This is a genomic window from Sporichthya sp. (assembly GCF_013815995.1).
Taxonomy (GTDB): Bacteria; Actinomycetota; Actinomycetes; order Sporichthyales; family Sporichthyaceae; genus Sporichthya.
The window spans coordinates 1-20,943 of sequence record NZ_JACDFE010000052.1; the positions used below are offsets into that span (position 1 = coordinate 1).

The 20,943-nt window shown below is 71.5% G+C and carries 21 protein-coding genes; 18 read left to right on the forward strand and 3 right to left on the reverse strand.

Going from position 1 to position 20,943, the window contains the following annotated elements; all coding sequences use genetic code 11:
* The 7 genes from H0X00_RS08240 to H0X00_RS08270 all read left to right on the forward strand — a co-directional run.
* The coding region (locus H0X00_RS08240; RefSeq protein WP_293768921.1) for a ribonuclease E/G at nucleotides 1-2,059 on the forward strand (2,059 nt) is incomplete at its 5' end.
* Between the two features lie 101 nt (nucleotides 2,060-2,160).
* Entirely contained in the window at nucleotides 2,161-2,487 is a 327-nt protein-coding gene (gene rplU, locus H0X00_RS08245; protein WP_293768923.1) for a 50S ribosomal protein L21, read from the forward strand.
* A 10-nt stretch (nucleotides 2,488-2,497) separates the two neighbouring features.
* Nucleotides 2,498-2,767 carry a 50S ribosomal protein L27 gene (rpmA, locus tag H0X00_RS08250; protein ID WP_293768925.1) on the forward strand — a complete coding sequence of 90 codons (270 nt, stop codon included), beginning with the start codon at nucleotides 2,498-2,500 and terminating at the stop codon, nucleotides 2,765-2,767.
* A 109-nt stretch (nucleotides 2,768-2,876) separates the two neighbouring features.
* Nucleotides 2,877-4,259 (forward strand): GTPase ObgE, encoded by a 1,383-nt coding sequence (obgE, locus tag H0X00_RS08255; protein WP_293768927.1) that lies wholly within the window; start codon nucleotides 2,877-2,879, stop codon nucleotides 4,257-4,259.
* A gap of 14 nt (nucleotides 4,260-4,273) precedes the next feature.
* Entirely contained in the window at nucleotides 4,274-5,377 is a 1,104-nt protein-coding gene (proB, locus tag H0X00_RS08260) for a glutamate 5-kinase (RefSeq protein ID WP_367186502.1), read from the forward strand.
* A gap of 52 nt (nucleotides 5,378-5,429) precedes the next feature.
* The gene (locus tag H0X00_RS08265) at nucleotides 5,430-5,798 is read left to right on the forward strand and encodes a hypothetical protein (RefSeq protein WP_367186503.1); all 369 of its coding nucleotides are present in this window, start codon (nucleotides 5,430-5,432) and stop codon (nucleotides 5,796-5,798) included.
* A gap of 137 nt (nucleotides 5,799-5,935) precedes the next feature.
* The gene (locus H0X00_RS08270) at nucleotides 5,936-7,195 is read left to right on the forward strand and encodes a glutamate-5-semialdehyde dehydrogenase (protein WP_293768933.1); all 1,260 of its coding nucleotides are present in this window, start codon (nucleotides 5,936-5,938) and stop codon (nucleotides 7,193-7,195) included.
* 33 nt (nucleotides 7,196-7,228) lie between these two features.
* On the opposite strand, the gene H0X00_RS08275 is transcribed toward H0X00_RS08270, so the two are convergent.
* On the reverse strand, nucleotides 7,229-8,218 hold the full coding sequence (locus tag H0X00_RS08275) for an NAD-dependent epimerase/dehydratase family protein (RefSeq protein WP_293768935.1): 990 nt from the start codon (nucleotides 8,216-8,218) through the stop codon (nucleotides 7,229-7,231).
* A gap of 36 nt (nucleotides 8,219-8,254) precedes the next feature.
* Here H0X00_RS08275 and H0X00_RS08280 point away from each other — a divergent pair, with 36 nt between their 5' ends.
* Genes H0X00_RS08280 through H0X00_RS08290 form a run of 3 tightly spaced genes read left to right on the forward strand, consistent with a single transcriptional unit; the run spans nucleotide 8,255 to nucleotide 10,252 of the window.
* The gene (locus H0X00_RS08280) at nucleotides 8,255-8,446 is read left to right on the forward strand and encodes a hypothetical protein (protein WP_293768937.1); all 192 of its coding nucleotides are present in this window, start codon (nucleotides 8,255-8,257) and stop codon (nucleotides 8,444-8,446) included.
* A 13-nt stretch (nucleotides 8,447-8,459) separates the two neighbouring features.
* Entirely contained in the window at nucleotides 8,460-9,056 is a 597-nt protein-coding gene (gene nadD, locus H0X00_RS08285) for a nicotinate-nucleotide adenylyltransferase (protein ID WP_293768939.1), read from the forward strand.
* Nucleotides 9,053-10,252: a hypothetical protein gene (locus tag H0X00_RS08290; protein WP_293768941.1), complete on the forward strand. Its 1,200-nt coding sequence runs from the start codon at nucleotides 9,053-9,055 to the stop codon at nucleotides 10,250-10,252. Before nadD ends, H0X00_RS08290 begins: the two co-directional genes overlap by 4 nt.
* Before the next feature lie 59 nt (nucleotides 10,253-10,311).
* On the opposite strand, the gene H0X00_RS08295 is transcribed toward H0X00_RS08290, so the two are convergent.
* Nucleotides 10,312-11,190, reverse strand: coding sequence for a hypothetical protein (locus H0X00_RS08295; RefSeq protein ID WP_293768943.1), 879 nt, complete (start codon nucleotides 11,188-11,190; stop codon nucleotides 10,312-10,314).
* 126 nt (nucleotides 11,191-11,316) lie between these two features.
* Here H0X00_RS08295 and rsfS point away from each other — a divergent pair, with 126 nt between their 5' ends.
* Entirely contained in the window at nucleotides 11,317-11,706 is a 390-nt protein-coding gene (gene rsfS, locus H0X00_RS08300) for a ribosome silencing factor (protein WP_293768945.1), read from the forward strand.
* A gap of 35 nt (nucleotides 11,707-11,741) precedes the next feature.
* Nucleotides 11,742-12,413: a histidine phosphatase family protein gene (locus H0X00_RS08305; protein ID WP_367186504.1), complete on the forward strand. Its 672-nt coding sequence runs from the start codon at nucleotides 11,742-11,744 to the stop codon at nucleotides 12,411-12,413.
* A gap of 33 nt (nucleotides 12,414-12,446) precedes the next feature.
* Here the strand turns inward: H0X00_RS08305 and H0X00_RS08310 are convergent, their stop codons facing one another.
* Nucleotides 12,447-12,818 carry a metalloregulator ArsR/SmtB family transcription factor gene (locus H0X00_RS08310; RefSeq protein ID WP_293768949.1) on the reverse strand — a complete coding sequence of 124 codons (372 nt, stop codon included), beginning with the start codon at nucleotides 12,816-12,818 and terminating at the stop codon, nucleotides 12,447-12,449.
* A gap of 57 nt (nucleotides 12,819-12,875) precedes the next feature.
* Between H0X00_RS08310 and H0X00_RS08315 the strand changes: the two genes are divergently transcribed.
* The 6 genes from H0X00_RS08315 (at nucleotide 12,876) to H0X00_RS08340 (ending at nucleotide 20,722) form a co-directional block, all read left to right on the forward strand.
* Nucleotides 12,876-13,361, forward strand: coding sequence for an ArsI/CadI family heavy metal resistance metalloenzyme (locus H0X00_RS08315; protein WP_293768951.1), 486 nt, complete (start codon nucleotides 12,876-12,878; stop codon nucleotides 13,359-13,361).
* Between the two features lie 41 nt (nucleotides 13,362-13,402).
* A complete protein-coding gene (locus H0X00_RS08320) occupies nucleotides 13,403-14,665 on the forward strand; it encodes an MFS transporter (RefSeq protein ID WP_293768953.1) in 1,263 nt (420 codons plus the stop codon).
* Nucleotides 14,666-14,675: 10 nt separating this feature from the next.
* On the forward strand, nucleotides 14,676-17,564 hold the full coding sequence (gene leuS / locus H0X00_RS08325; protein ID WP_293768955.1) for a leucine--tRNA ligase: 2,889 nt from the start codon (nucleotides 14,676-14,678) through the stop codon (nucleotides 17,562-17,564).
* 110 nt (nucleotides 17,565-17,674) lie between these two features.
* Complete coding sequence (locus tag H0X00_RS08330; RefSeq protein ID WP_293768957.1) at nucleotides 17,675-18,460, forward strand: helix-hairpin-helix domain-containing protein; 786 nt, start codon at nucleotides 17,675-17,677, stop codon at nucleotides 18,458-18,460.
* Between the two features lie 311 nt (nucleotides 18,461-18,771).
* Nucleotides 18,772-19,701, forward strand: coding sequence for a polysaccharide deacetylase family protein (locus H0X00_RS08335; protein ID WP_293768959.1), 930 nt, complete (start codon nucleotides 18,772-18,774; stop codon nucleotides 19,699-19,701).
* Between the two features lie 70 nt (nucleotides 19,702-19,771).
* Nucleotides 19,772-20,722 (forward strand): polysaccharide deacetylase family protein, encoded by a 951-nt coding sequence (locus H0X00_RS08340; RefSeq protein ID WP_293768961.1) that lies wholly within the window; start codon nucleotides 19,772-19,774, stop codon nucleotides 20,720-20,722.
* Nucleotides 20,723-20,943 lie beyond the last annotated feature (221 nt).

The following is a 20,943-nucleotide window of genomic DNA, read 5'->3' on the forward strand; positions in this document are numbered from 1 at the left end:
GGGTGGCCGTGGCCGCCGTGGCCGCGGGGGCCGCCCGGGCGAGGACGACGAGGGTGGCGAGCCCGCCGAGGCTTCCGACACCGAGGACAGCACCCCGGCTGAGGACTCCGCCGACGAGTCCGGCGAGGGCGGTACCAGCCGTCGCCGCCGTCGCCGCCGCCGGGGCGAGCCCGGGGATCCCAGCTCGGAGGACCCCGAGCAGACCGTCACCCGCGTCCGGTCCTCACGCGCCGGATCCGGCGACCGTGACCGTGACCGCGCCTCCGACGGCGTCACCTCGGTCCGCGGCTCTACCCGCCTGGAGGCCAAGAAGCAGCGCCGCCGGGAGGGCCGGGAGGCCGGCCGGAGCCGGGTCCCGATCATCACCGAGGCCGAGTTCCTGGCCCGCCGCGAGGCCGTCGACCGCGTCATGGTGGTCCGCCAGGGCAAGGAGCGCACCCAGATCGCCGTCCTGGAGGACGGTGTCCTGGTCGAGCACTACGTCAACAAGGTCGACTCGACCTCGCTGATGGGCACCGTTTTCCTCGGCCGGGTGCAGAACGTGCTCCCGTCCATGGAGGCCGCGTTCGTCGACATCGGCAAGGGTCGCAACGCCGTGCTCTACGCGGGCGAGGTCAACTTCGAGGGCATGGAGGGCCAGCCGAAGCGGATCGAGCACGCGCTCAAGTCCGGCCAGTCCGTGCTGGTCCAGGTCACCAAGGACCCGATCGGGCACAAGGGCTCCCGGCTGACCAGCCAGATCAGCCTGCCCGGCCGCTACCTGGTCTACGTGCCCGAGGGCTCGATGACCGGCATCAGCCGCAAGCTGCCCGACACGGAGCGTTCCCGGCTCAAGTCGATTCTGAAGAAGGTCGTCCCCGAGAACGCCGGCGTCATCATCCGCACCGCCGCCGAGGGCGCCTCGGAGGAGGAGCTGGCCAACGACGTCGCTCGCCTGGCGAAGCAGTGGGAGGCCATCGAGAAGAAGGCCAAGACGGCGTCCGCGCCGGCGCTGCTGCTCGGTGAGCCGGACCTGACCATCCGCGTGGTCCGCGACATCTTCAACTCCGACTTCGGCTCCCTCGTGGTCGGTGGCGACGAGGCGTGGGACGAGATCTCCGAGTACGTCTCGCACGCCGCGCCGGACCTGGCCGACCGCGTGACCAGGTGGACCGGTACGGACGACGTGTTCGCCGCGCACCGCATCGACGAGCAGATCCTCAAGGGCCTGGACCGCAAGGTCTGGCTGCCCTCGGGCGGATCGCTGGTGATCGACCGCACCGAGGCCATGACCGTGGTCGACGTCAACACCGGAAAGTTCACCGGCCAGGGCGGCAACCTCGAGGAGACCGTCACCCGCAACAACCTGGAGGCGGCCGAGGAGATCGTCCGCCAGCTCCGGCTGCGGGACATCGGCGGCATCATCGTCGTCGACTTCATCGACATGGTCCTGGAGAACAACCGCGACCTGGTGCTGCGCCGCCTGGTGGAGTGCCTGGGCCGGGACCGGACCAAGCACCAGGTCGCCGAGGTCACCTCGCTCGGCCTGGTCCAGATGACCCGCAAGAAGATCGGCCAGGGCCTGCTGGAGGCGTTCTCGCACACCTGCGAGCACTGCAGCGGGCGCGGCATCATGATCCGCACCGACCAGCCGCAGCGCGCCGCCTCGATCCCCAAGCCCGGTCCGTCCGGCTCGCTGCCCCAGCGCCAGCCCGGCGACCCGGACGCACCTGCGGCCAGCCGGTCCTCCCGGCGCCGGCGCGGGCGCGGCAAGGGTGAGGCCGGCGACGCGACGGACCTGCCCGACGAGGCGCTTGCCCTGGAAGCCGAGTCGGAGTCCGACGCGGTCGTCGAGGACGCCCCGGTCCTGGCCAGCGTCGAGATCGACGCCGGCGACGGGGCCGGGACGGCGGAAGCCGTCGCGGTGGCTGCCTCCGCAGAACCGACCGTCGGGCCGGTCGTGGTGACCGCCTCTCCGGACGATCCGGACGCGGCTGCGGGCGAGCCGGAGGCCAAGCCGGCCCGGCGTCGACGCCGGGCCACCTCCCCGGCCAAGGAGCCCCAACCCATCTCGGTTTGAGGCAAACCGCACGCCTCGGGTAGCCTGACCCGTCGGCGCAGCAGCGTCCTGATCTTGCGCGCCCTGTCAACGTTTTCCGATCCACAGAGAGTGAGCCCGCGGTGTACGCGATCGTCCGCGCCGGCGGCCGTCAGGAGAAGGTCGCCACTGGCGACGTTTTCGAGCTCGACCGCGTCAGCGGCGAGCCCGGCTCCACGGTCGAGTTGCCCGCCGTCCTGCTGGTCGACGGGTCGAACGTGACCTCCGACGCCGCCACTCTGGCCAAGGTGAAGGTGACCGCCGAGGTGGTTGCTCACACCAAGGGTCCCAAGATCCACATCCTGCATTACAAGAACAAGTCCGGGCACCGCGTCCGCGGTGGTCACCGGGCCAAGCTGACCCAGGTGAAGATCACCGGCATTTCTGCCGGCGCTGCGACCGGGAAGTAGGGGGCACGACATGGCACACAAGAAGGGCGCGTCCTCGACCCGCAACGGTCGTGACTCCAACGCGCAGCGACTCGGCGTGAAGCGCTTCGGCGGCCAGCAGGTCAACGCCGGCGAGATCATCGTGCGCCAGCGCGGCACCCACTTCCACCCGGGCGAGAACGTCGGCCGCGGCGGCGACGACACCCTGTTCGCGCTGGCTCCCGGCGCCGTTCAGTTCGGTACCCGGCGCGGACGCCGCGTCGTCAACATCGTCACTGCCGTCGCAGTTCCGGCGGAGTAACGACCGCACGCAGACAGCTCTAGCGAGGGTGGCCGGGGGTTCCCTGGCCACCCTCGCGGCATGTTCGGCCCCGATCAGTGGTGGAACTCGACCTCGGAAGGAGGCGCACATGACGACCTTCGTCGACCGCGTGGTGCTGCATGTCGCGGCGGGCGACGGCGGTGACGGCTGCGCCTCGGTCCTCCGCGAGAAGTTCCGGCCCCTCGGCGGCCCCGACGGCGGCAACGGCGGGCGGGGCGGCGACGTCGTGCTCGTGGTCGAGCAGGGCGTGACGACGCTGCTGGACTACCACCACACCCCGCACCGCAAGGGCGGCAACGGCAAGCCCGGCGAGGGCAACAACCGCAGCGGTGCCGACGGCGCCGAGGTGGTGCTCTTCGTCCCGGACGGCACGCTGGTGACCACCACCGCCGGGGACTTCGTCGTCGACATGGTGGGGGTCGGCACCCGCTTCGTGCTGGCCAAGGGCGGACGCGGCGGGCTGGGCAATGCCGCGCTGGCCTCGAAGCGACGCAAGGCTCCTGGATTCGCGCTGCTCGGCGAGCCGGGGGAGTCGCTCTCGGTCGAGCTGGAGATGAAGACCGTCGCCGACGTGGCGCTGGTCGGCTACCCGAGCGCGGGCAAGTCCTCGCTGATCGGGTCGATGTCCGCAGCCCGGCCCAAGATCGCCGACTACCCGTTCACCACCCTGGTGCCCAACCTCGGCGTCGTGCAGGCCGGCGACACCCGCTACACGATCGCCGACGTGCCCGGCCTCATCCCCGGCGCCAGCCAGGGCAAGGGCCTCGGGTTGGAGTTCCTGCGCCACGTCGAGCGCTGCTCGGTGCTGGTGCATGTGCTCGACTGCGCGACCCTCGAACCCGGCCGCGACCCGATCTCCGACCTCGACGTGATCGAGGCCGAGCTCGCGGCCTACGGCGGGCTGGCCGACCGGCCCCGGATCGTGGCCCTGAACAAGGTCGACATCCCCGAGGGGCGGGAGCTGGCCGAGCTCGTCCGTCCCGAGCTTGAGGCCCGCGGGCTGGCGGTGCTGGAAGTCAGCGCGGTCAGCCACGACGGCCTGCGGGCGCTCGGCTTCGCCCTGGGTGAGCTGGTCACCGCGGCCCGGGCCGCCGCCCCGGCGGCCCAACCGGAGCGCATCGTGTTGCGCCCGGCCGCCAAGGGGGACTCCGGGTTCAGCGTCACCCTCGAGCAGACCCCGGCGGGACCGGCCTACGTGGTGCGCGGGGAGAAGCCGCAGCGCTGGGTGAAGCAGACCAACTTCTCCAACCCCGAAGCCGTGGGTTACCTGGGCGACCGCCTCGCCCGGCTCGGCGTCGAGGAGCAGTTGTTCAAGCTGGGCGCCCACGAGGGCGACACCGTCATCATCGGCGGGCGCGGGGACGGGCTCGGCGAGGACGCCGTGGTCTTCGACTGGGAGCCCATGATCAGCGCCGGCGCCGAGTTCCTGCCCGGCCGACGCGGGACGGACCTACGCCTGGAGGGTCGGTGAGCCAGCGGGCGGACGTGCTCGCGGCCCGCCGCGTCGTGGTCAAGATCGGCTCGTCCTCGCTGACCACGACCGCGGGCGGTCTGGACAACGCCCGGGTCGACGCCCTGGTCGACGCCATCGGCTCCTGCCGCAAGGCGGGGGTGGAAGTCGTGCTGGTGTCCTCCGGAGCCATCGCGGCCGGCCTCGCGCCGCTGGGGTTGAAGCGCCGACCCAAGGACCTGGCTACGCAACAGGCCGCCGCCAGCGTCGGGCAGGGCCTGCTGGTCGCGCAGTACGCACAATCCTTCGCCCGCTTCGATCTGACGGTTGGTCAGGTCCTGCTGACCGCTGAGGACATGATTCGTCGGGCGCATCACCTCAACGCCCAGCGGACCCTCTACCGGCTGCTCGAGATGCGCGCGGTCCCGATCGTCAACGAGAACGACACCGTGGCCACGCACGAGATCCGCTTCGGCGACAACGACCGCCTGGCCGCGCTGGTGGCGCACCTGGTGCACGCCGACCTGCTGGTGCTGCTCTCCGACGTCGACGGCCTCTACGACGGCGACCCGCGCAAGCCCGGGGCGCGGCTGATCGCCGAGGTCAGCTCGGCTGCTGATCTGGACGGCGTGACGCTCGGCCGGGCCGGTTCGGCCGGGGTCGGCACCGGCGGGATGAGCACCAAGGTCGACGCGGCGCGGATCGCGACCGCGGCGGGCATCCCGGTGGTGCTCGCCTCGGCTCCCAACGCCGCGAATGCGCTGGCCGGCGACCCGGTCGGCACCTTCTTCGCGCGCACCGGCCGACGGGCCGGGACCCGGCTGCTCTGGCTGGCCCACGCCGCCACCCCTCGCGGCTCCCTGCAACTCGATGCCGGCGCCGTGAAGGCCGTGGTCGGCGGCCGCAAGTCGCTGCTTCCGGCCGGCGTGACGGCGGTGGTCGGCGCGTTCGCTGCGGGCGATCCGGTGGACCTTCTGGACGAAAACGGTCACGCGGTGGCCCGCGGGCTGGTCAACTTTGATGCGGCAGAAATTCCGGGGCTGTTGGGACGTTCGACCCGGGAACTCGCCGCAGAGCTGGGACCGGCGTACGAGCGTGAGATCGTCCATCGTGACGATCTGGTGCTTCTGCGGCACTGAGCGTGACTGAAGGGCCACGGTGGACGAGATCGCAGGCGGTTTCCGTGGACGGCTGCGTGCCGTCGACGGCGGCGGCGGCTTTGGTGGTGGCGAGGAACGGCTCTGGCACGTGACGGTCACGGTGGCCGGGCCCTCGGTCCCCACCGACGAGGTCAGGGCCGGCCTGGAGCGACTGGGCCTGGACCACCCGTTTCTGATGTCCGGGCGCTACGCCTCCGACCGGGCCGAGGTCCGGTACTGGGAAGAGGCCCCGGACGTGCACGACGCGCTCGCGATGGCCCTGCGCCTGTGGGGTGAGCACCGGAACAGCGCCGGGCTGCCGAACTGGTCGGTCGTGGGTCTGGAAGTCGTGGACCGGGAGACCTATCGGCAACGTGGCGGCCAAACGCCGCTGGTCAGCCCGGGAGTCCGCCCGTTCTGAGCTTGCGTCCGACCGAACGAGCGCTATAGCTCACGGTTGATCGGACGTCCCGGGTTCGTCCCCGCGTGCAGAAAGCCCGACCCGGAGGCGGCGATCACGAGCTGGGTCCGGTCCCGCACTACAAATAGACTCGGGCCATGAACGACGAGACCGCCGTCCTGGACGCCGCGCGACGGGCGCGGGTGGCCGCGACCGACCTGGCCGTGGCCTCCCGGGCCACCAAGGACGCCGCCCTGCAGGCGATGGCCGACGCCTTGCTCGCCGCCGCGCCGGCGGTCCTTGAGGCCAATGCGGGCGACTGCGAGCGGGCGGCGGCGAACGGCACGCCCGAGGCGATGATCGACCGGCTGCGGCTGGACGACGGCCGGATCGCCGCGATGGCCCAGGGGCTACGCGACGTGGCCGGCCTGCCCGATCCGGTCGGCGAGGTCGTTCGCGGGTCGACGCTGCCCAACGGCCTGGAACTGCGTCAGGTCCGCGTCCCGTTCGGCGTGGTCGGGATCATCTACGAGGCCCGCCCGAACGTGACCGCCGACGCCACCGGCCTGGCCCTGAAGTCCGGCAACGCGGTGCTGCTGCGCGGCTCGTCGTCGGCCAAGGCCTCCAACACCGCGATCGTCGGCGCCCTGCGCGACGGCATCGTCACCACCGGCCTGCCGGCCGACGCCGTCCAGCTGGTGCCCGGTGACACCCACGAGGCCGTCAAGCACCTCATGCGGGCCCGGGGCCTGGTCGATGTCCTGATCCCGCGCGGCGGCGCGGCGCTGATCAAGTCCGTGGTCGAGGAGTCGACCGTGCCGGTGATCGAGACCGGGGTCGGCAACTGCCACGTCTACGTCGACGCCGACGCCGACCTCGACGCCGCCGAGAAGATCCTGATCAACGCCAAGGTCCAGCGCCCCAGCGTCTGCAACGCGGCCGAGACCCTGCTGGTGCACGCCGATGTCGCCGCGGAGTTCGTCCCGCGGGCGATGGCCGCCCTGGGAGCGGCCGGCGTCACGGTGCACGGCGACGCCGAGTTCGCCCGCCTCGGCGGCTCCGCGGTCGTGGCCGCGAATGACGACGACTGGGACACCGAGTACCTCTCCCTCGACATCGCCGCCGCCGTCGTGCCCTCCCTCGAGGATGCGATCACCCACATCCGCGCGCACGGGTCCGGCCACACCGAGGCGATTCTGACGCGTAGTCAGGCCGCCGCCCGGCGCTTCGTCGCCGCCGTGGACGCCGCCGCCGTCGTGGTGAACGCCTCCACCCGCTTCACCGACGGTGGCGAGTTCGGCTTCGGGGCCGAGATAGGCATCTCCACCCAGAAGCTGCACGCCCGCGGTCCGATGGGCCTGCCCGAGCTGACCAGCACCAAGTACGTCGTCACCGGCGACGGCCATGTTCGTCCATAAGCGCTGCCGCCCCTAGCCCCAACTTCTGCTGCGTCAGGGGGCGAGGAGCTGGGCCTCGATCTCGGGCGGCAGGCCGTGGACGGGCCGGTCGGGGCGCTGGACGGGCCAGCCCTCGGCCTGGAGCCAGGCCCAGGTGTCCGCCACGGTGTCGGTGATGGGGCGGCAGACCAGGCCGGTGGCCGCGGCCAGTGAGGTGTCCGACTCCAGGAACCCCGCGAACTCGCCGGCCTCCGGAACCCAGCACGGCAGGTGGGTCCACGGCTCGGCGCCGGCGGCTGCCAGGGCGTCCTCGCCCACCCAGACGGGACGGGCGTCGGAGCCGGTGACGTCGACGCAGGCCTGCAGCAGGCCGCGGGTGGTGCTGTGCCCGGAGCGGCTGATGACGTCGACCGGGCCGGCAATCGCCCCGCAGAGGTCCCCGGCCAGGTTGTCGAGCATCCAGCGGGCCAGGTCGCGGGCGTCCACATACTGCAGCGGACGGTCCGGGCGCCCGGGCGCCACCACCGGGCCGCCGCGAGCGACCCGGGACAGCCACCAGGGCAGCCGGCCGATGTCCTCGTGCGGGCCGAGAATCAGCCCGGCCCGGGCCAGGACCGCGTCCGGGAAGACGGCCAGCACGGCCAGCTCGGCGCCCCGTTTGAGCGCGGCGTAGTCCCCGCCCCGGGCCTCCGGGTCCCCGGCCACCACCGGCGAGGACTCATCGACGTGGGCGCCCCAGACGTAGGCCGACAGCGAGGAGACGTACCCGTACCGGGCCGCCCGCCCGCGCAGCAGTCGCGCGGCCAGTCCGGCCACCGCGGGTGCTCCCGCCCAGGTGTCCACCACCGCGTCCCAGGTCCCGTCGCCGAGCGCAGCGGTCAGGGCGGGCTGCGAGGTCCGGTCGGCCCTCAGGGTGCGCACGCCGGCGGGCAGGGTGCCCGTCAGGCCGCGGTGCACCGCGGTGACCTTCCAGCCCCGGGCCAGGGCGTCGTCGACCACGGCCCGGCCCACGAACCGGGTGCCACCGAGAACAAGCACGCGCATGCCGCCCACTCTGCCAAGGCCCGGGCGTGAAATGCTGTGTCGCAACACGTCAACTGCTGCTGGGAGAACAACGCCGTGATCGTGCAGACCGTGACCAACTTCGTGGTTGCCGCCGAGGCCGAGCGCGCCGAGCGCGCCGAGCACGAGCCGTACCTGGTCGGCGTCTCGGTCTTCGTGTTCCTCACCCTGCTGCTGCTGGGGACGCTCTCGTTCAACCGCAACAAGTGACCCTGCTGCGGCAGTGACTGAGCGGGGCCCCCGCCTCGGAGTGATGGGCGGCACCTTCGACCCGATCCACCACGGCCACCTGGTGGCCGCTGCGGCCGTGGCCGACTACTTCGCGCTCGACGAGGTCGTGTTCGTGCCGACCGGCCAGCCCTGGCAGAAGGAAGGCCGGGAGGTCTCCACTGCCGAGGACCGGTACCTGATGACGGTGATCGCGACCGCATCGAATCCGCGGTTCTCGGTCAGTCGGGTCGACATCGACCGGCCGGGCCGGACTTACACCATCGACACCCTGAAGGACCTGCGCACCGAACGCGGCCCTGACGCGGAGTTCTACTTCATCACCGGCGCCGACGCGCTCTCGGACCTCCTCACCTGGCGCGACCCGGAGGCCCTGTTCGCGCTCGCCCATTTCGTGGGCTGCACCCGACCGGGACACCCGCTCTCCGACCCGGGGCTGCCGGGAGCGAAGGTCAGCCTGATCGAGGTGCCCGCGCTGGCGATCTCCTCGACCGACTGCCGGGAGCGGGTCGCGGTGGGGCGGCCGATCCAGTACCTGATGCCGGACGGGGTGGTGCAGTACATCGCCAAGCGTCAGCTCTACGCGCCGTGAGCGAGGAGCCCGAGCAGGCCGAAAAGCCTTACTCCACCGAGCAGTTCGCCTTCGTCGACGAGTCCCCCGATGACTCACCCGAGGTCTCCGGCTGGCTGAGCTTCATGAACTCCCGCGCCGGCCGCAAGGTCGACCGCCGGGAGCAGCGCCGGGAACGCCTCACGTTGATCGGGGTCACCCTCGGGTTGGTCGCTCTGGTCGGCGCCGTCGTGCTGTGGAGCCCGTGGTCCTCGGGGGAGAAGGTCGACACCGGGCACTCGTTGATGCCGAGCGACCGGGTCGCTGTCCTGCTGCAGGTCTCGGGTGCGGACGCCTCGGCGACGAGTTCGGCGATCCTGCTGCACGACCGCCGGGGCGGCGGGCGCAGCGCCCTGGTCACGGTGCCCGCGGACCTCGTGCTGCCGGTGGAGGGCGAGGGCCGGCTGACGGTGCGCAGCGCGCTGGCCGAAGCCGGCCCGACGCTGACCCGGGAGGCACTGGCCGAGTTGCTCGGCGTGCCGATGGTGGGCAGTTGGGTGCTGGACGGATCTGAGTTCACCCTGCTCGTCGACCGACTGGGCGGGCTTCGCGTCGCCGGCCAGACGTTGAGCGGCGCGCAGGCGCTGCAGCGCGTGGGCACCCCTGACGGCGGGAAGGACGTCTTTCCCGCCATCGCTGCGGCGTTCCCCGGCGTGTTCACCGCTGGGCGCGACCTGCTGGTCGACTTCGGCATCCTGGCCGCGCCCGGACTCCCGGTGGACCTGCTCGGCGCGGTGGTAACGGGGCTGTCCCGGGACGGCGTCGCGGGCAGGCTCGGCGTCGGGGCACTGCCGCTGGACGCCTCCGGGCACGGGCTGGATGTCACCGCCGCGCTGCCGGTGGTGCGGGATCTGCTCGGGGGTGAGCCGGGTCAGGGCCGGGGGGATGCGACCCCGCGGATTCTCGTGCAGCTTGCCCCGGGTGCCGGGGTGAAGGAGTCCGATGTACGGGCCGACGTGCTCAATGCCGGGTTCGAGTACGTCGACGGCGGCACCGCCCCCGCAGGCGCGACCAGAGTGGTCCTGGTGCGATCGTCGCTGCCCGACGCGCAAGCCCTGGGGGAGTCGATCGCGACCACCCTGGGCCTGCCGCTCGCAGCCGTGCGCCTCTCCGACGACGTGCCGTTCACCGCGGACGTGCTCGTCGTGCTGGTGGCTCCGCCCACCGTGAAGGGCTGAGCGTCAAGGGCTGAGCGTCAAGGGCTGAGCGTCAAGGGCTGAGCGTCAAGGGCTGAGCGTCAAAGGCTGATCGTGGGCGGCGGCACGTCGCGTTCGCGCAGCAGCAGGGTGACGCTGACCGCCAAGGTCCACAGCATGAACAGCGCGTGCGGCACGACGAAGAGCAGCGGCCCGGTCAGGCACACCACGCCCACGAGCAACGTCGCGTACTCCAACCATCGGGGCACCAGGAACGATCCGCGCAGCGCGAAGAACAGCGGGATCAGGAAGCCGGCCAAGGCGTACGGCAGCGGCAGGAAGATCGTGCCGTGGTACAGCCCGTCCAGCATCCGGATCACGTCCGCGTCGTCCGGGATCGGCACGTCGCCGAGTTCGTTCCCGAAGGGAATCAGCCCGGCGCCGAACCCGGCGACGAACATCAGTCCACCGGCCGCGATCCCGGAGGCGTAGAAGGCGTCGGTGCCGATCGCGGGCGTGAGCCGGCGGCGCAGCGCGGCGACCAGCCAGAGGAACGCGACGGCGGCCAGCAACATCGCGACCGAGGCCGTCATCCCCGCGGTGCGGTTGCCGCTGTCCTCCCAGTAGGAGGTCCACGCCCGGTTGCCCTCGTCGGGTTCCGGGGTGTTCATCGTCAGGAAGGAGGTCAGGAACAGCGCGACGAAGAAGATCCCGGAGATGGGCCCGACCGTGCTGATCGCCGATAGGGCGCGCACGGTACGCTGCGGGGCGGAAGCTCCGCCGGGGTCAGTCAGCGAGGGAGCCGGGCGCGCCGGCATCGGAACCGCACCGACCGGCGGGGTTTCCAGCCCGGGGCCGGGCAGATCGGGAGCGGCGACCGGGTCCGCGAGCAGATCCTTGACCGCCTCGGCCGGCAACACGGCAATCGGGTCCGCGGGCGGTTCCACCGGCGGATCCACCGGGGGAGTCGGAGTGGCCATCGGCGTACCTCCGTCGGCAACGTGGTGCGGGAAATGTGGCACCGACGGCCCGGGGAGGCAAGGGGCCGGGCTCGTGCCATGCTGGATCCAGACGGGCGGACCCGCCCCGGACCGAAGCTGAGGGCCTTGACCGCATCACCCCGCGCAGTCGAACTGGCGATCGCCGCGGCGGAAGCCGCCGCCGACAAACTCGCTGAGGACATCCTCGCCTTCGATGTCAGCGATCAGCTGTTCATCACCGACATCTTCCTGCTGTGCTCCGCCTCGAACGACCGCCAGGTCAAGGCGGTGGTCGACGAGATCCAGCACCGTCTCAAGGGCCTCGGCGAGCGCCCGGTGCGCCGCGAGGGCGAGCGCGAGGGCCGTTGGGTGCTGCTCGATTACGCGGAGATCGTCGTGCACGTCCAGCACGCCGAGGACAGGATGTACTACTCGCTCGAGCGGCTCTGGAAGGACTGCCCGAGCGTGGAGCTGCCGGAGGCCGTGCGGATGGGCCGGATGCGCGGCTCGGCCTGATCGTGAGTAAGCGGTTGGCCGGTGTGGGCGAGGCGATGACGGCCGCCTCCGGCGCGAGTGCCCGCCGCCGGATCGTGGTCTGGCGCCACGGGCAGACGGCGTGGAACTTCGACGGCCGCTTCCAGGGCCAGTCCGACATCGATCTCGACGCGACCGGGCTGGAGCAGGCGGCCCGGGCCGCGCAGGTGCTCGCTGGGCTGAAGCCGGCCGCGATCGTCTCCTCCGACCTGGGCCGGGCGCGGGCCACGGCCGAAGCGCTGTCCGAACTGACGGAGCTTCCGGTCGCTCTCGACGAGCGGCTGCGCGAGACCTACCTCGGGTCCTGGCAGGGCCGCACCCGGGCCGAGGTCGAGGAGCTCTTCCCGGGCGAGGCCGCAGCCTGGTTGGCCGGCGGCCTCGAGCGCCGCGGCGGCGGGGAACACATGACCGAGGTGGCCGACCGCGCGGTCGCTGCCGTGCTCGACGCGGTCGGTGCGCTGCCGCCCCGCTCCACGCTGGTCGCCGTCACCCACGGCGGAGCGGGCCGCGTCCTCCTCGCCCACCTGGTGGGTCTGCCGCCGGAGATGTGGAAGGTCCTCGGCGGGCTGTCCAACTGCTGCTGGTCGGTGCTCTCCGAGCGCCCCGGCGGCGATGCGGGTCCGCGCTGGGTGCTGGTCGAGCACAACGCGGGCACGCTGCCCCAACCGGTCCTGTCCGACGACCGCTGAGGCGGCGTCAGCGGGTTGGAAATCCGCGCGGTCCTACCGCGCGGAGGCTCGGGAAGGCGAGGGACCACCTGCGAGCGCCCCGGCGATCTCGGCCAGTCGGCTGGGCTGGAGCCGGAACCACGCCCACTTTCCCCGCTGCTCGCGGTTCAGCACGCCGGCGTTCACCAATTGCGTCAGGTGGTGGCTGACCGTGGACTGGCTGCGGCCGAGGGCGGCCGGGAGGTCGCACGCGCAGATCTCTCCCGCCTCCGTTGCGACCAGCATGGAGACCAGGCGCAACCGCACCGGGTCGGCGAGCACCTTCAGGGTTGCGGCCAGCGACTCGGCCTCGGCCTCGTTGAGGACTCCGCGGTCCAGCGCTGGACAGCACGGGGTCATCGGCACATCGGTCAGCGGCAGGTTCACGAGTACATATTGACAGACATCGAAACGTCGCGCTACGTTTCGACCATCATCGAATCGATGACTGTCGAAATGAAGGATATCGAGATGCACCTCCAGCTGGCGCTCAACGTTGACGACCTCGACGAGGCGATCGACTTCTATTCCCGGATGTTCGGCACCTCGCCGGTCAAGGTCCGGCCCGGCTACGCCAACTTCGTCATCGCCGACCCGCCGCTCAAGTTCATCCTGTTCGCCGGCGCGGGCGCGGCGGGCACCATCAACCACCTCGGTGTGGAGACCGAGACCGCCGAGGAGGTCTCCGCGGCCGACGCGCGCCTGCGGGCGGCCGGTCTGCAGACCACCGGGGTGGACCAGGCCGTGTGCTGCTACGCCGAGAAAGCCGAGACCTGGCTGCATGCGCCGGACGGCAACCGCTGGGAGTGGTACGTCAAGAAGGCCGACGTCGAGCAGTTCGCGATGTCCTCGATGGAGTCGATGACGTGCTCCGCACCGGCGCCCGGAGCGGAAGCCCAGGCCGGGGAAACGAGTTGCTGCCCGGCCTGACCGGCCGCGACAGTACAACGACGCCAGGAGGCAGAGTACCCATGTCGACGACGGAGCAGGGCGGGTCACCGGTCTCGCCGCGCCCCGACCTGGCGGGGCAGGCGGAGATCCAACGCCACACGGTTCGCGTCCTGATGGGTGCTCAGATCCTCGGCGCCGTGTCGATCTCGCTCGGCGTCACCGTGGGTGCCGTCGCGGCGGTCGACATCTCCGGCTCCGACGCCGTCGGCGGTGCGGTCCTGACCGCGACCGCCGGGGGCGCGGCGATCGGTTCGGCGCTGCTCGCGCGGATCGCCGACTCCGGCGGGCGTCGTGGATCTCTCGGCTCCGGTTACCTGCTGGCCGCGGTCGGCGCACTGGTCGCTGCGGTCGGGGTCGAACTGGGATTCTGGCCGGTGCTGCTGGTCGGGATGCTCGGCTTCGGGATCGGGTCGGCCACCGGCCTGGCGGCCCGCTTCGCCGCCGCGGACCTGGCCGAGCCGGACCGGCGGGGTCGAGCGGTGGGCACGGTGCTCTGGGCGGGCACGCTCGGTGCGGTCGCCGGTCCGAACCTGGCCGGTCCGGCGCGGGATCTCACCGACCGCACCGCTGTGTCCGGCAACGCCGGCGTGTTCCTCACCGGTGCTGTGCTCTACGCCGCCGCCGCGGTCGTCGTCTGGAGCCGGCTGCGCCCCGACCCGCTGGTGCGCGCCCGGGAACTGATCGGAGCCCAGGCCGGTCGCTCCTCCGGGACCGGATGGGGAATCGTCTGGGCGATTCCGGCGGCTCGTTTCGCGCTGGTCGGAGTCGCCCTGCTGCACCTGTCGATGGTCGCGGTGATGTCGATGTCGCCGGTCCATCTCGACCACGGCGGTGCGGACCTGCAGGTGATCGGCCTGGTGATCAGTGCGCACGTGGCGGGCATGTATCTCTTCAGTCCGGTCTTCGGCGTCCTCGTCGACCGATGGGGCTCGACCCGCGTCCTGTCGGCCGGCGCGGTGATCTCCCTCGCCGGTGCGCTGGTCTGCGCGTCGGCCGACCAGCACGAGCCGGGCGTGCTCGGAGCCGGGCTGGTTCTCATCGGGCTGGGCTGGAGCGCCGGGCTCGTTGCCGCCTCGGCGTTGCTCGTCGCGGCGGTCGCGCCCGAGGACCGCGCGCGGGCGCAGGGCAGTGCGGACGTGTCGATGAACTTGGCCGGCGCCATCGGTGGCCTGCTGGCCGGTGGTCTGATGGCCGCCGGGTCCTTCGCCGTGCTCGGGGTGCTGGTCGCGGCCGTGCTCGCGCCGTACCTGCTTGCGAGCCTCCGGCCCGGCCGCGCTCACTAGACTCAGTCCAATGAGCGACACCGCCGAGCCGGTCCCGGGCGAAGCCCCGGTGAATGACGAGAGCCCGAAGTTCCGCTACACCGCTGCCCTGGCCAACGATCTGGAACGGCGCTGGCAGGACCGTTGGGAGTCCGAGGGCACCTTCGAGGCGCCGAACCCGGCCGGCCCGATGGGCGAGCCCGAGAAGGTCGCCGGGCGCGAGAAGCTTTTCGTGATGGATATGTTCCCGTACCCCTCGGGGTCGGGCCTGCACGTCGGGCACCCCCTCGGTTACATCGCCACCGACGTGTTCGGTCGGTACAAGCGGATGACCGGTTACAACGTCCTGCACTGCCTGGGCTACGACGCCTTCGGGCTGCCCGCTGAGCAGTACGCGGTCCAGACCGGGCAGCACCCGCGGGTCACCACCGAGGCCAACATCGCGAACATGCGCCGGCAGCTGCGGGCGCTGGGGCTGGGCCACGACGCCCGCCGTTCGATCTCCACCACGGACACCGACTACTACCGGTGGACGCAGTGGATCTTCCTGCAGATCTTCAATTCCTGGTACGACACCGACGTCGACAAGGCGCGCCCGATCGACGAGCTGATCGCGCAGTACGCCGACGGCTCGCGCCCGACCCCGGACGGCCGCGCCTGGACCGCGTTGGCCGAGCGGGAGCGGCGCGACATCGTCGACTCGCACCGCCTCGCCTACCTCTCGCACGCGCCGGTGAACTGGTGCCCAGGCCTGGGCACGGTGCTGGCGAACGAGGAGATCACCTCCGACGGGCGCAGCGAGCGCGGCAACTTCCCGGTCTTCAAACGCAACCTGCGCCAGTGGATGATGCGGATCACCGCCTACGCCGACCGGCTGATCGCCGATCTGGACGACCTGGAGTGGACCGCCGCCATCAAGCTGATGCAGCGCAACTGGATCGGGCGCTCGCACGGTGCGCGGGTGGACTTCGCGGTGCAGACCGCAGCCGGCTCGGACGCGGCGATCACCGTCTTCACCACCCGGCCCGACACCCTGTTCGGCGCGACCTACATGGTGCTGGCGCCCGAGCACGAACTGGTCGACGACCTACTGCCCGCGGCCTGGCCGGGCGAGCTGCCCGAGTCCTGGACCGGTGGGCACCCGACCCCGGCCGCAGCGGGTGCGGCGTACCGGACCGCAGCGATGTCGAAGTCCGAGGTCGAGCGCCAGTTGGACTCGAAGGTGAAGACCGGCGTCTTCACCGGTGTGTACGCGACCAACCCGGTCAACCGCGAACCGATCCCGGTCTTCGTCGCCGACTACGTGCTGATGGGGTACGGCACCGGCGCGATCATGGCCGTGCCCGCCGAGGACGAGCGGGACTGGGCCTTCGCCGAGGCGTTCGGGTTGCCGATCGTTCGCACCGTCCAGCCGCCGGAGGACTGGGCCGACGGCGCGTGGACGGGCGAGGGCGTCTCGATCAACTCGGCCAACGCCGAGATCTCGCTCGACGGCCTGAGCATGACCGCGGCCAAGGAGCGCATCACCGAGTGGTTGGTGGCCAAGGGCGTCGGCGAGGCCACCGTGCAGTACAAGCTGCGGGACTGGCTCTTCAGCCGGCAGCGGTACTGGGGCGAGCCGTTCCCGGTGGTCTACGACGAGCACGGCGTGGTTGCCCTGCCGGAGGAGATGCTGCCGGTCGAGCTGCCCGAGGTCGAGGACTACTCCCCGCGCACGTTCGAGCTGGATGACGCCGAGTCAGATCCGGAGTCACCGCTGGCGCGCGCCACCGAGTGGTCGACGGTCTCCCTCGACCTGGGCGACGGCCTCAAGGAGTACCGACGCGAGACCAACACGATGCCGCAGTGGGCCGGCTCGTGCTGGTACGAGCTGCGCTACCTGGACCCGACCAACCCCGACGTCTTCGTCGACCCCGAGGTCGAGAAGTACTGGATGGGTCCGCGCGGCGCGGGCGACCCCGGCGGCGTCGACCTGTACGTCGGTGGCGTCGAGCACGCCGTGCTGCACCTGCTGTACGCGCGCTTCTGGCACAAGGTCCTGTTCGACCTGGGCCACGTCTCCTCCTCCGAACCGTTCCGCCGGCTGTACAACCAGGGCTACATCCAGGCCTTCGCCTACCGCGACGCCCGCGGCATCCTGGTCCCCGCCGAGGAGGTCGTCGAGGGCCCGGACGGGGTCTGGACCTACAACGGCGAGGTCGTCTCCCGTGAGTACGGGAAAATGGGCAAGTCACTGAAGAACTCGGTGACCCCCGACGACATGTTCGACACCTACGGCGCGGACACGCTGCGGCTCTACGAGATGGCGATGGGCCCGCTGGACGTCTCCCGGCCCTGGGATACCCGCGCGGTGGTCGGCTCGTTCCGGCTGCTGCAGCGGCTGTGGCGCAACATCGTCGACGAGTCCTCCGGCGAGCCGCGGGTGCAGGACAAGGCGCCCGACGACGCGACCGCGCGCCTGCTGGCCCGCACCATCGACGGTGTCGCCCGCGACATGGCGAACCTGCGCTTCAACACCGCGATCGCGAAGCTGACCGAGTGCAACAACCACCTGACCCGGGTGGTGGGCGCCGAGGGTGGGTTGCCGCGTTCGGTGGCCGAGTCGCTGGTCCTGATGATCGCTCCGCTGACCCCCCACGTCGCCGAGGAACTCTGGGCCAAGCTCGGGCACTCCTCCACGCTGACCTACGAGCCGTTCCCGGTCGCGGATCCGGCGCTCCTGGTCGAGGACACCGTCACCTGCGTCGTCCAGGTCCAGGGCAAGGTGCGGGACCGGCTCGAGGTGGCGTCAGACATCTCGGAGGCCGCGCTCACCGAGCTCGCCCTCGCATCCGAGGCTGTCGTCCGGGCTCTCGACGGTCGACCGGTCCGCACGGTTGTTGCCAGGCCGCCGAAGCTGGTCAACGTCGTACCTGGGTAGATCGCCGGCCGCTCGGCTCGGGTTATCCCCAGGTCGCCGGGTGCCTCCGGTCTGTCCACAGGCGCGGGCGCCGAGGCCGGGAGCGGTCCGATCGTGCCTAGGTTGCGGGCGTGCATTTGCCTTCGGCCTCCGGGCGTCTTGCGGAGACGCGGGCGCGGGCGGAGATGCGGCTCCGTGAGCTGTTCACGGTCGAGCCGCCGGCCGAGCCCGAGCCGGACGCTGACGAGGGTGGTCCTCCGGGGGTGAGGCTGGGGATTGATCGGCGGGCGGTGGCGGCGCTGTCGGTGATCGCGCTGGGTGGGGTCGTGCTCGCGGGTGCTGTCGTGGTGCGGTCGCGGCCACACGTGGAGGACGTGGGCCCGGCGATGGTGGTTGCGACGGGGTCGCCGGTGCCGTCGCCCGGCGGCGTGGGGCCGGCGTCGGGTGCGTTGCCTGCGGCGGCGCAGATCGTCGTCGATGTGCAGGGGAAGGTGCGGCATCCCGGCGTAGTGCGACTGCCGTCGGGTTCCCGCGTGCTGGACGCGCTGCGCGCGGCGGGTGGGGCCCGGTCGGGGGTGTCGACGACGTCGTTGAACCTGGCCCGGCAGCTCTCCGACGGCGAGCAGGTGGTGCTGGAACCCGCGGGATCGGTTGCGGCTGGGTCGGCTAGACCTGGGTCGGCTAGCCCCGGGTCGGCAGGGTCCGCGTCGGTGGGCGCGAGCGGCGGGCAGGTCAACCTCAACACCGCGACGTTGGCCGATCTCGACGGGCTGCCCGGGGTGGGGCCGGTGCTGGCTCAGCGGATCCTGGACTGGCGCGAGGAACACGGCCGGTTCAGCACGGTCGAGGAACTGCAGGAGGTTCCCGGGATCGGTCCGGCCACCTACGCCGACCTGAAGGACCGCGTACGCGTGTGACCACCGTCCGGTTCCAGCAGTCAACCGCGGCCCGAGGCTGAGGCTGCAATTCGTTACGTGGGCTGACTCCTGGGGCATCCCGAACGCCTCTGGCGTAACGAAGTGCAGCCTCAGCCTCCGTCGGCGTTGTGGCGCGGTGGGTGGAGCGGTCTGACACCGCGTCAGGCGCTACTCCGCGACATCACCCGAATGGCCGAGTTCGGATCGCGCCGTTCGCGTGAGAGCCGGACCACACCGCCCGAATTCTCCTCCATGCTCGGCCCTGCACCGGTTTCTGGCGACACCGGTGGGGTTCCGGGCTTGGGGGAACCGTGGGTAGAGCGCTGCTGTCCGCGTGGTCGGGGCGACTGGTCGCCCTCGTGATCGCACCGCTGCTCGTGGTGGCGATGTCCGTCGGTGTCGCCATGGCCGCGCGTGATCTCGACCGCGCCGCGTCCCGTGACACCGCGGTGCCGGTTGCGGCGGAGGTCGAGAAGGCGCGGACCCTGCCGCACACCACGACCGTCTCCGAGGACGCCGCCCTCGCTTCCCTCGGCACGCCGATCGTCGACGGTCTCGACGTCGACTGCGCCACGGTCAAGTGCGTCGCGATCACCTTCGACGACGGTCCCGGGGCGCAGACGGGAACCCTGCTCGACATGCTGGATCGCTACGCCGCCGTGGCCACCTGGTTCCCGGTCGGGGAGGTCGTGGCGGACAGCCCGGAGCGGCTGCGCGCGATCGCTCGGGCCGGCCACGAGATCGGCAACCACTCGTGGTCGCACCCGCAACTCACCACGCTCGACGACGACGCCGTCGACACTCAGATCACAAGCGCCGCCCGCGAGATCGAGCGGACGGTCGGGACCCGGCCTTCGCTGGTGCGTCCGCCCTACGGCTCGATCTCACCCCGGGTGACCGCGGACCCTGGCCGGCTCGGTGACCCGGTGATCCTGTGGGACGTCGACCCGCTGGACTGGAAGTACCGCAACGCCGACACCGTCTACGCGAACGTGATGCGCCAGGTCGGCCCGGGGTCGATCGTGCTGCTGCACGACGTTCACCCGACCACGGTCGCCGCCGTGATGCGCCAGGTCGGCCCGGGGTCGATCGTGCTGCTGCACGACGTTCACCCGACCACGGTCGCCGCGGTGCCGCGGATCCTGAGCGCGCTGGCCGAGCGCGGCTACGTCTTCGTGACCGTCTCGGAACTCTTCGGGGGAGAGCTGAGGCCCGGAAAAGTTTACACCGAACGGTCGTGATCAAAGGCCCGATTTACCCCATATGTCCCTGATTGTGAGATTGTCTCTGACCTAGCGGTCAGGAGAATCGGTGGCGGAGGAGAAGACCCGGGGACGGCGGATCGCCGTGCTCGCGGCCCTGTCGGCCGCGGTCCTCGCCGTCTCCACCATCGCTGTGGTGGCCGGCAACAGCCTGAGCGCGGCAAGTCACGACGCCGCCGCGCCCGTGGCGGCAGAGAACCTGGATCCAGGCGACTCCGATGTCCTGTCCGAGGCACAGGCCAAGGCGCGCGATCGGGCCCTGCGTCAGGCCGAGAACGCGCGGATCCGCGGCATGCTCGGCCCGGACGTCAGCCCTGAGGACTTCGTGCCCGACGAGCCGACCGAGCCCATCACCACGGACGGCCGCGACATCGACTGCCGGCACCTCAAGTGCGTGGCGCTCACCTTCGACGACGGCCCAGGGGCCCAGACCGACCGGCTGCTCCGGATGCTGGCCGACGCCGGTGCGCTGGCCACCTGGTTCCCGCTCGGTGAGGTCGTGGCGGACAGCCCCGACCGGCTGCGCGCGATCGCCGAGGCCGGGCACGAGATCGGTAATCACTCCTGGTCCCACCCGCAGCTCACCGCGAGCAGCAACGGCCAGATCGAGACCCAGATCAACCGCACGGCCCGGCTCATCGAGCGGCTCCTCGGGACCCGGCCCACCCTGGTGCGCCCGCCCTACGGCGCGATCTCCAAGCGGGTGGCGGCCGAACTCGGGCGCCTGAACGCGCCGGCGGTCCTGTGGGACGTCGACCCGCTGGACTGGAAGTACCGCAATTCCACCCGGGTGTACCGCAGCGTGATGAGCCAGGTCCAGCCCGGCTCGATCGTGCTGCTGCACGACGTGCACCCGACCACGGTGGCGGCGGTGCCGCGGATCCTGAAGTCCTTGGCGAACCGCGGGTACACCTTCGTCACGGTGTCCGAGCTTTTCGGCAACGAGCTCACCCCGGGCCAGATCTACCTGGACCGCGCCGAGGCCTACCGTCCCGACTGACCTGCCCACCATCTGAAGCCTGGCGCGCCTTCGAGGGCTCGCATGGGCGCGGCGCGCAGCAGAAGTTGGGCCGGTTGTCCCCAGGTTGCGCCGGGCTCGCTTTCGTCCACAGCCGCGGCCGGATCAGGTGGCGAGGGGCGCCGTCGCGCCTAGCGTCGCCCGGTGCGCGCGGGGGAGCGGATCGACCTGCGGCTGCTCCCGGCGGCGGGGGCGGCCTGGGC

What these genes read in the sequence shown, in the direction of transcription:
- rpmA (WP_293768925.1), top strand. Translation starts at nt 2,498, where the DNA reads ATGGCACACAAGAAGGGCGCGTCCTCGACCCGCAACGGTCGTGACTCC.
- obgE (WP_293768927.1), top strand. Translation starts at nt 2,877, where the DNA reads ATGACGACCTTCGTCGACCGCGTGGTGCTGCATGTCGCGGCGGGCGAC.
- H0X00_RS08270 (WP_293768933.1), top strand. Translation starts at nt 5,936, where the DNA reads ATGAACGACGAGACCGCCGTCCTGGACGCCGCGCGACGGGCGCGGGTG.
- H0X00_RS08275 (WP_293768935.1), bottom strand. Translation starts at nt 8,218, where the DNA reads ATGCGCGTGCTTGTTCTCGGTGGCACCCGGTTCGTGGGCCGGGCCGTG.
- H0X00_RS08295 (WP_293768943.1), bottom strand. Translation starts at nt 11,190, where the DNA reads ATGGCCACTCCGACTCCCCCGGTGGATCCGCCGGTGGAACCGCCCGCG.
- H0X00_RS08305 (WP_367186504.1), top strand. Translation starts at nt 11,742, where the DNA reads ATGACGGCCGCCTCCGGCGCGAGTGCCCGCCGCCGGATCGTGGTCTGG.
- H0X00_RS08315 (WP_293768951.1), top strand. Translation starts at nt 12,876, where the DNA reads ATGACTGTCGAAATGAAGGATATCGAGATGCACCTCCAGCTGGCGCTC.
- H0X00_RS08320 (WP_293768953.1), top strand. Translation starts at nt 13,403, where the DNA reads ATGTCGACGACGGAGCAGGGCGGGTCACCGGTCTCGCCGCGCCCCGAC.
- leuS (WP_293768955.1), top strand. Translation starts at nt 14,676, where the DNA reads ATGAGCGACACCGCCGAGCCGGTCCCGGGCGAAGCCCCGGTGAATGAC.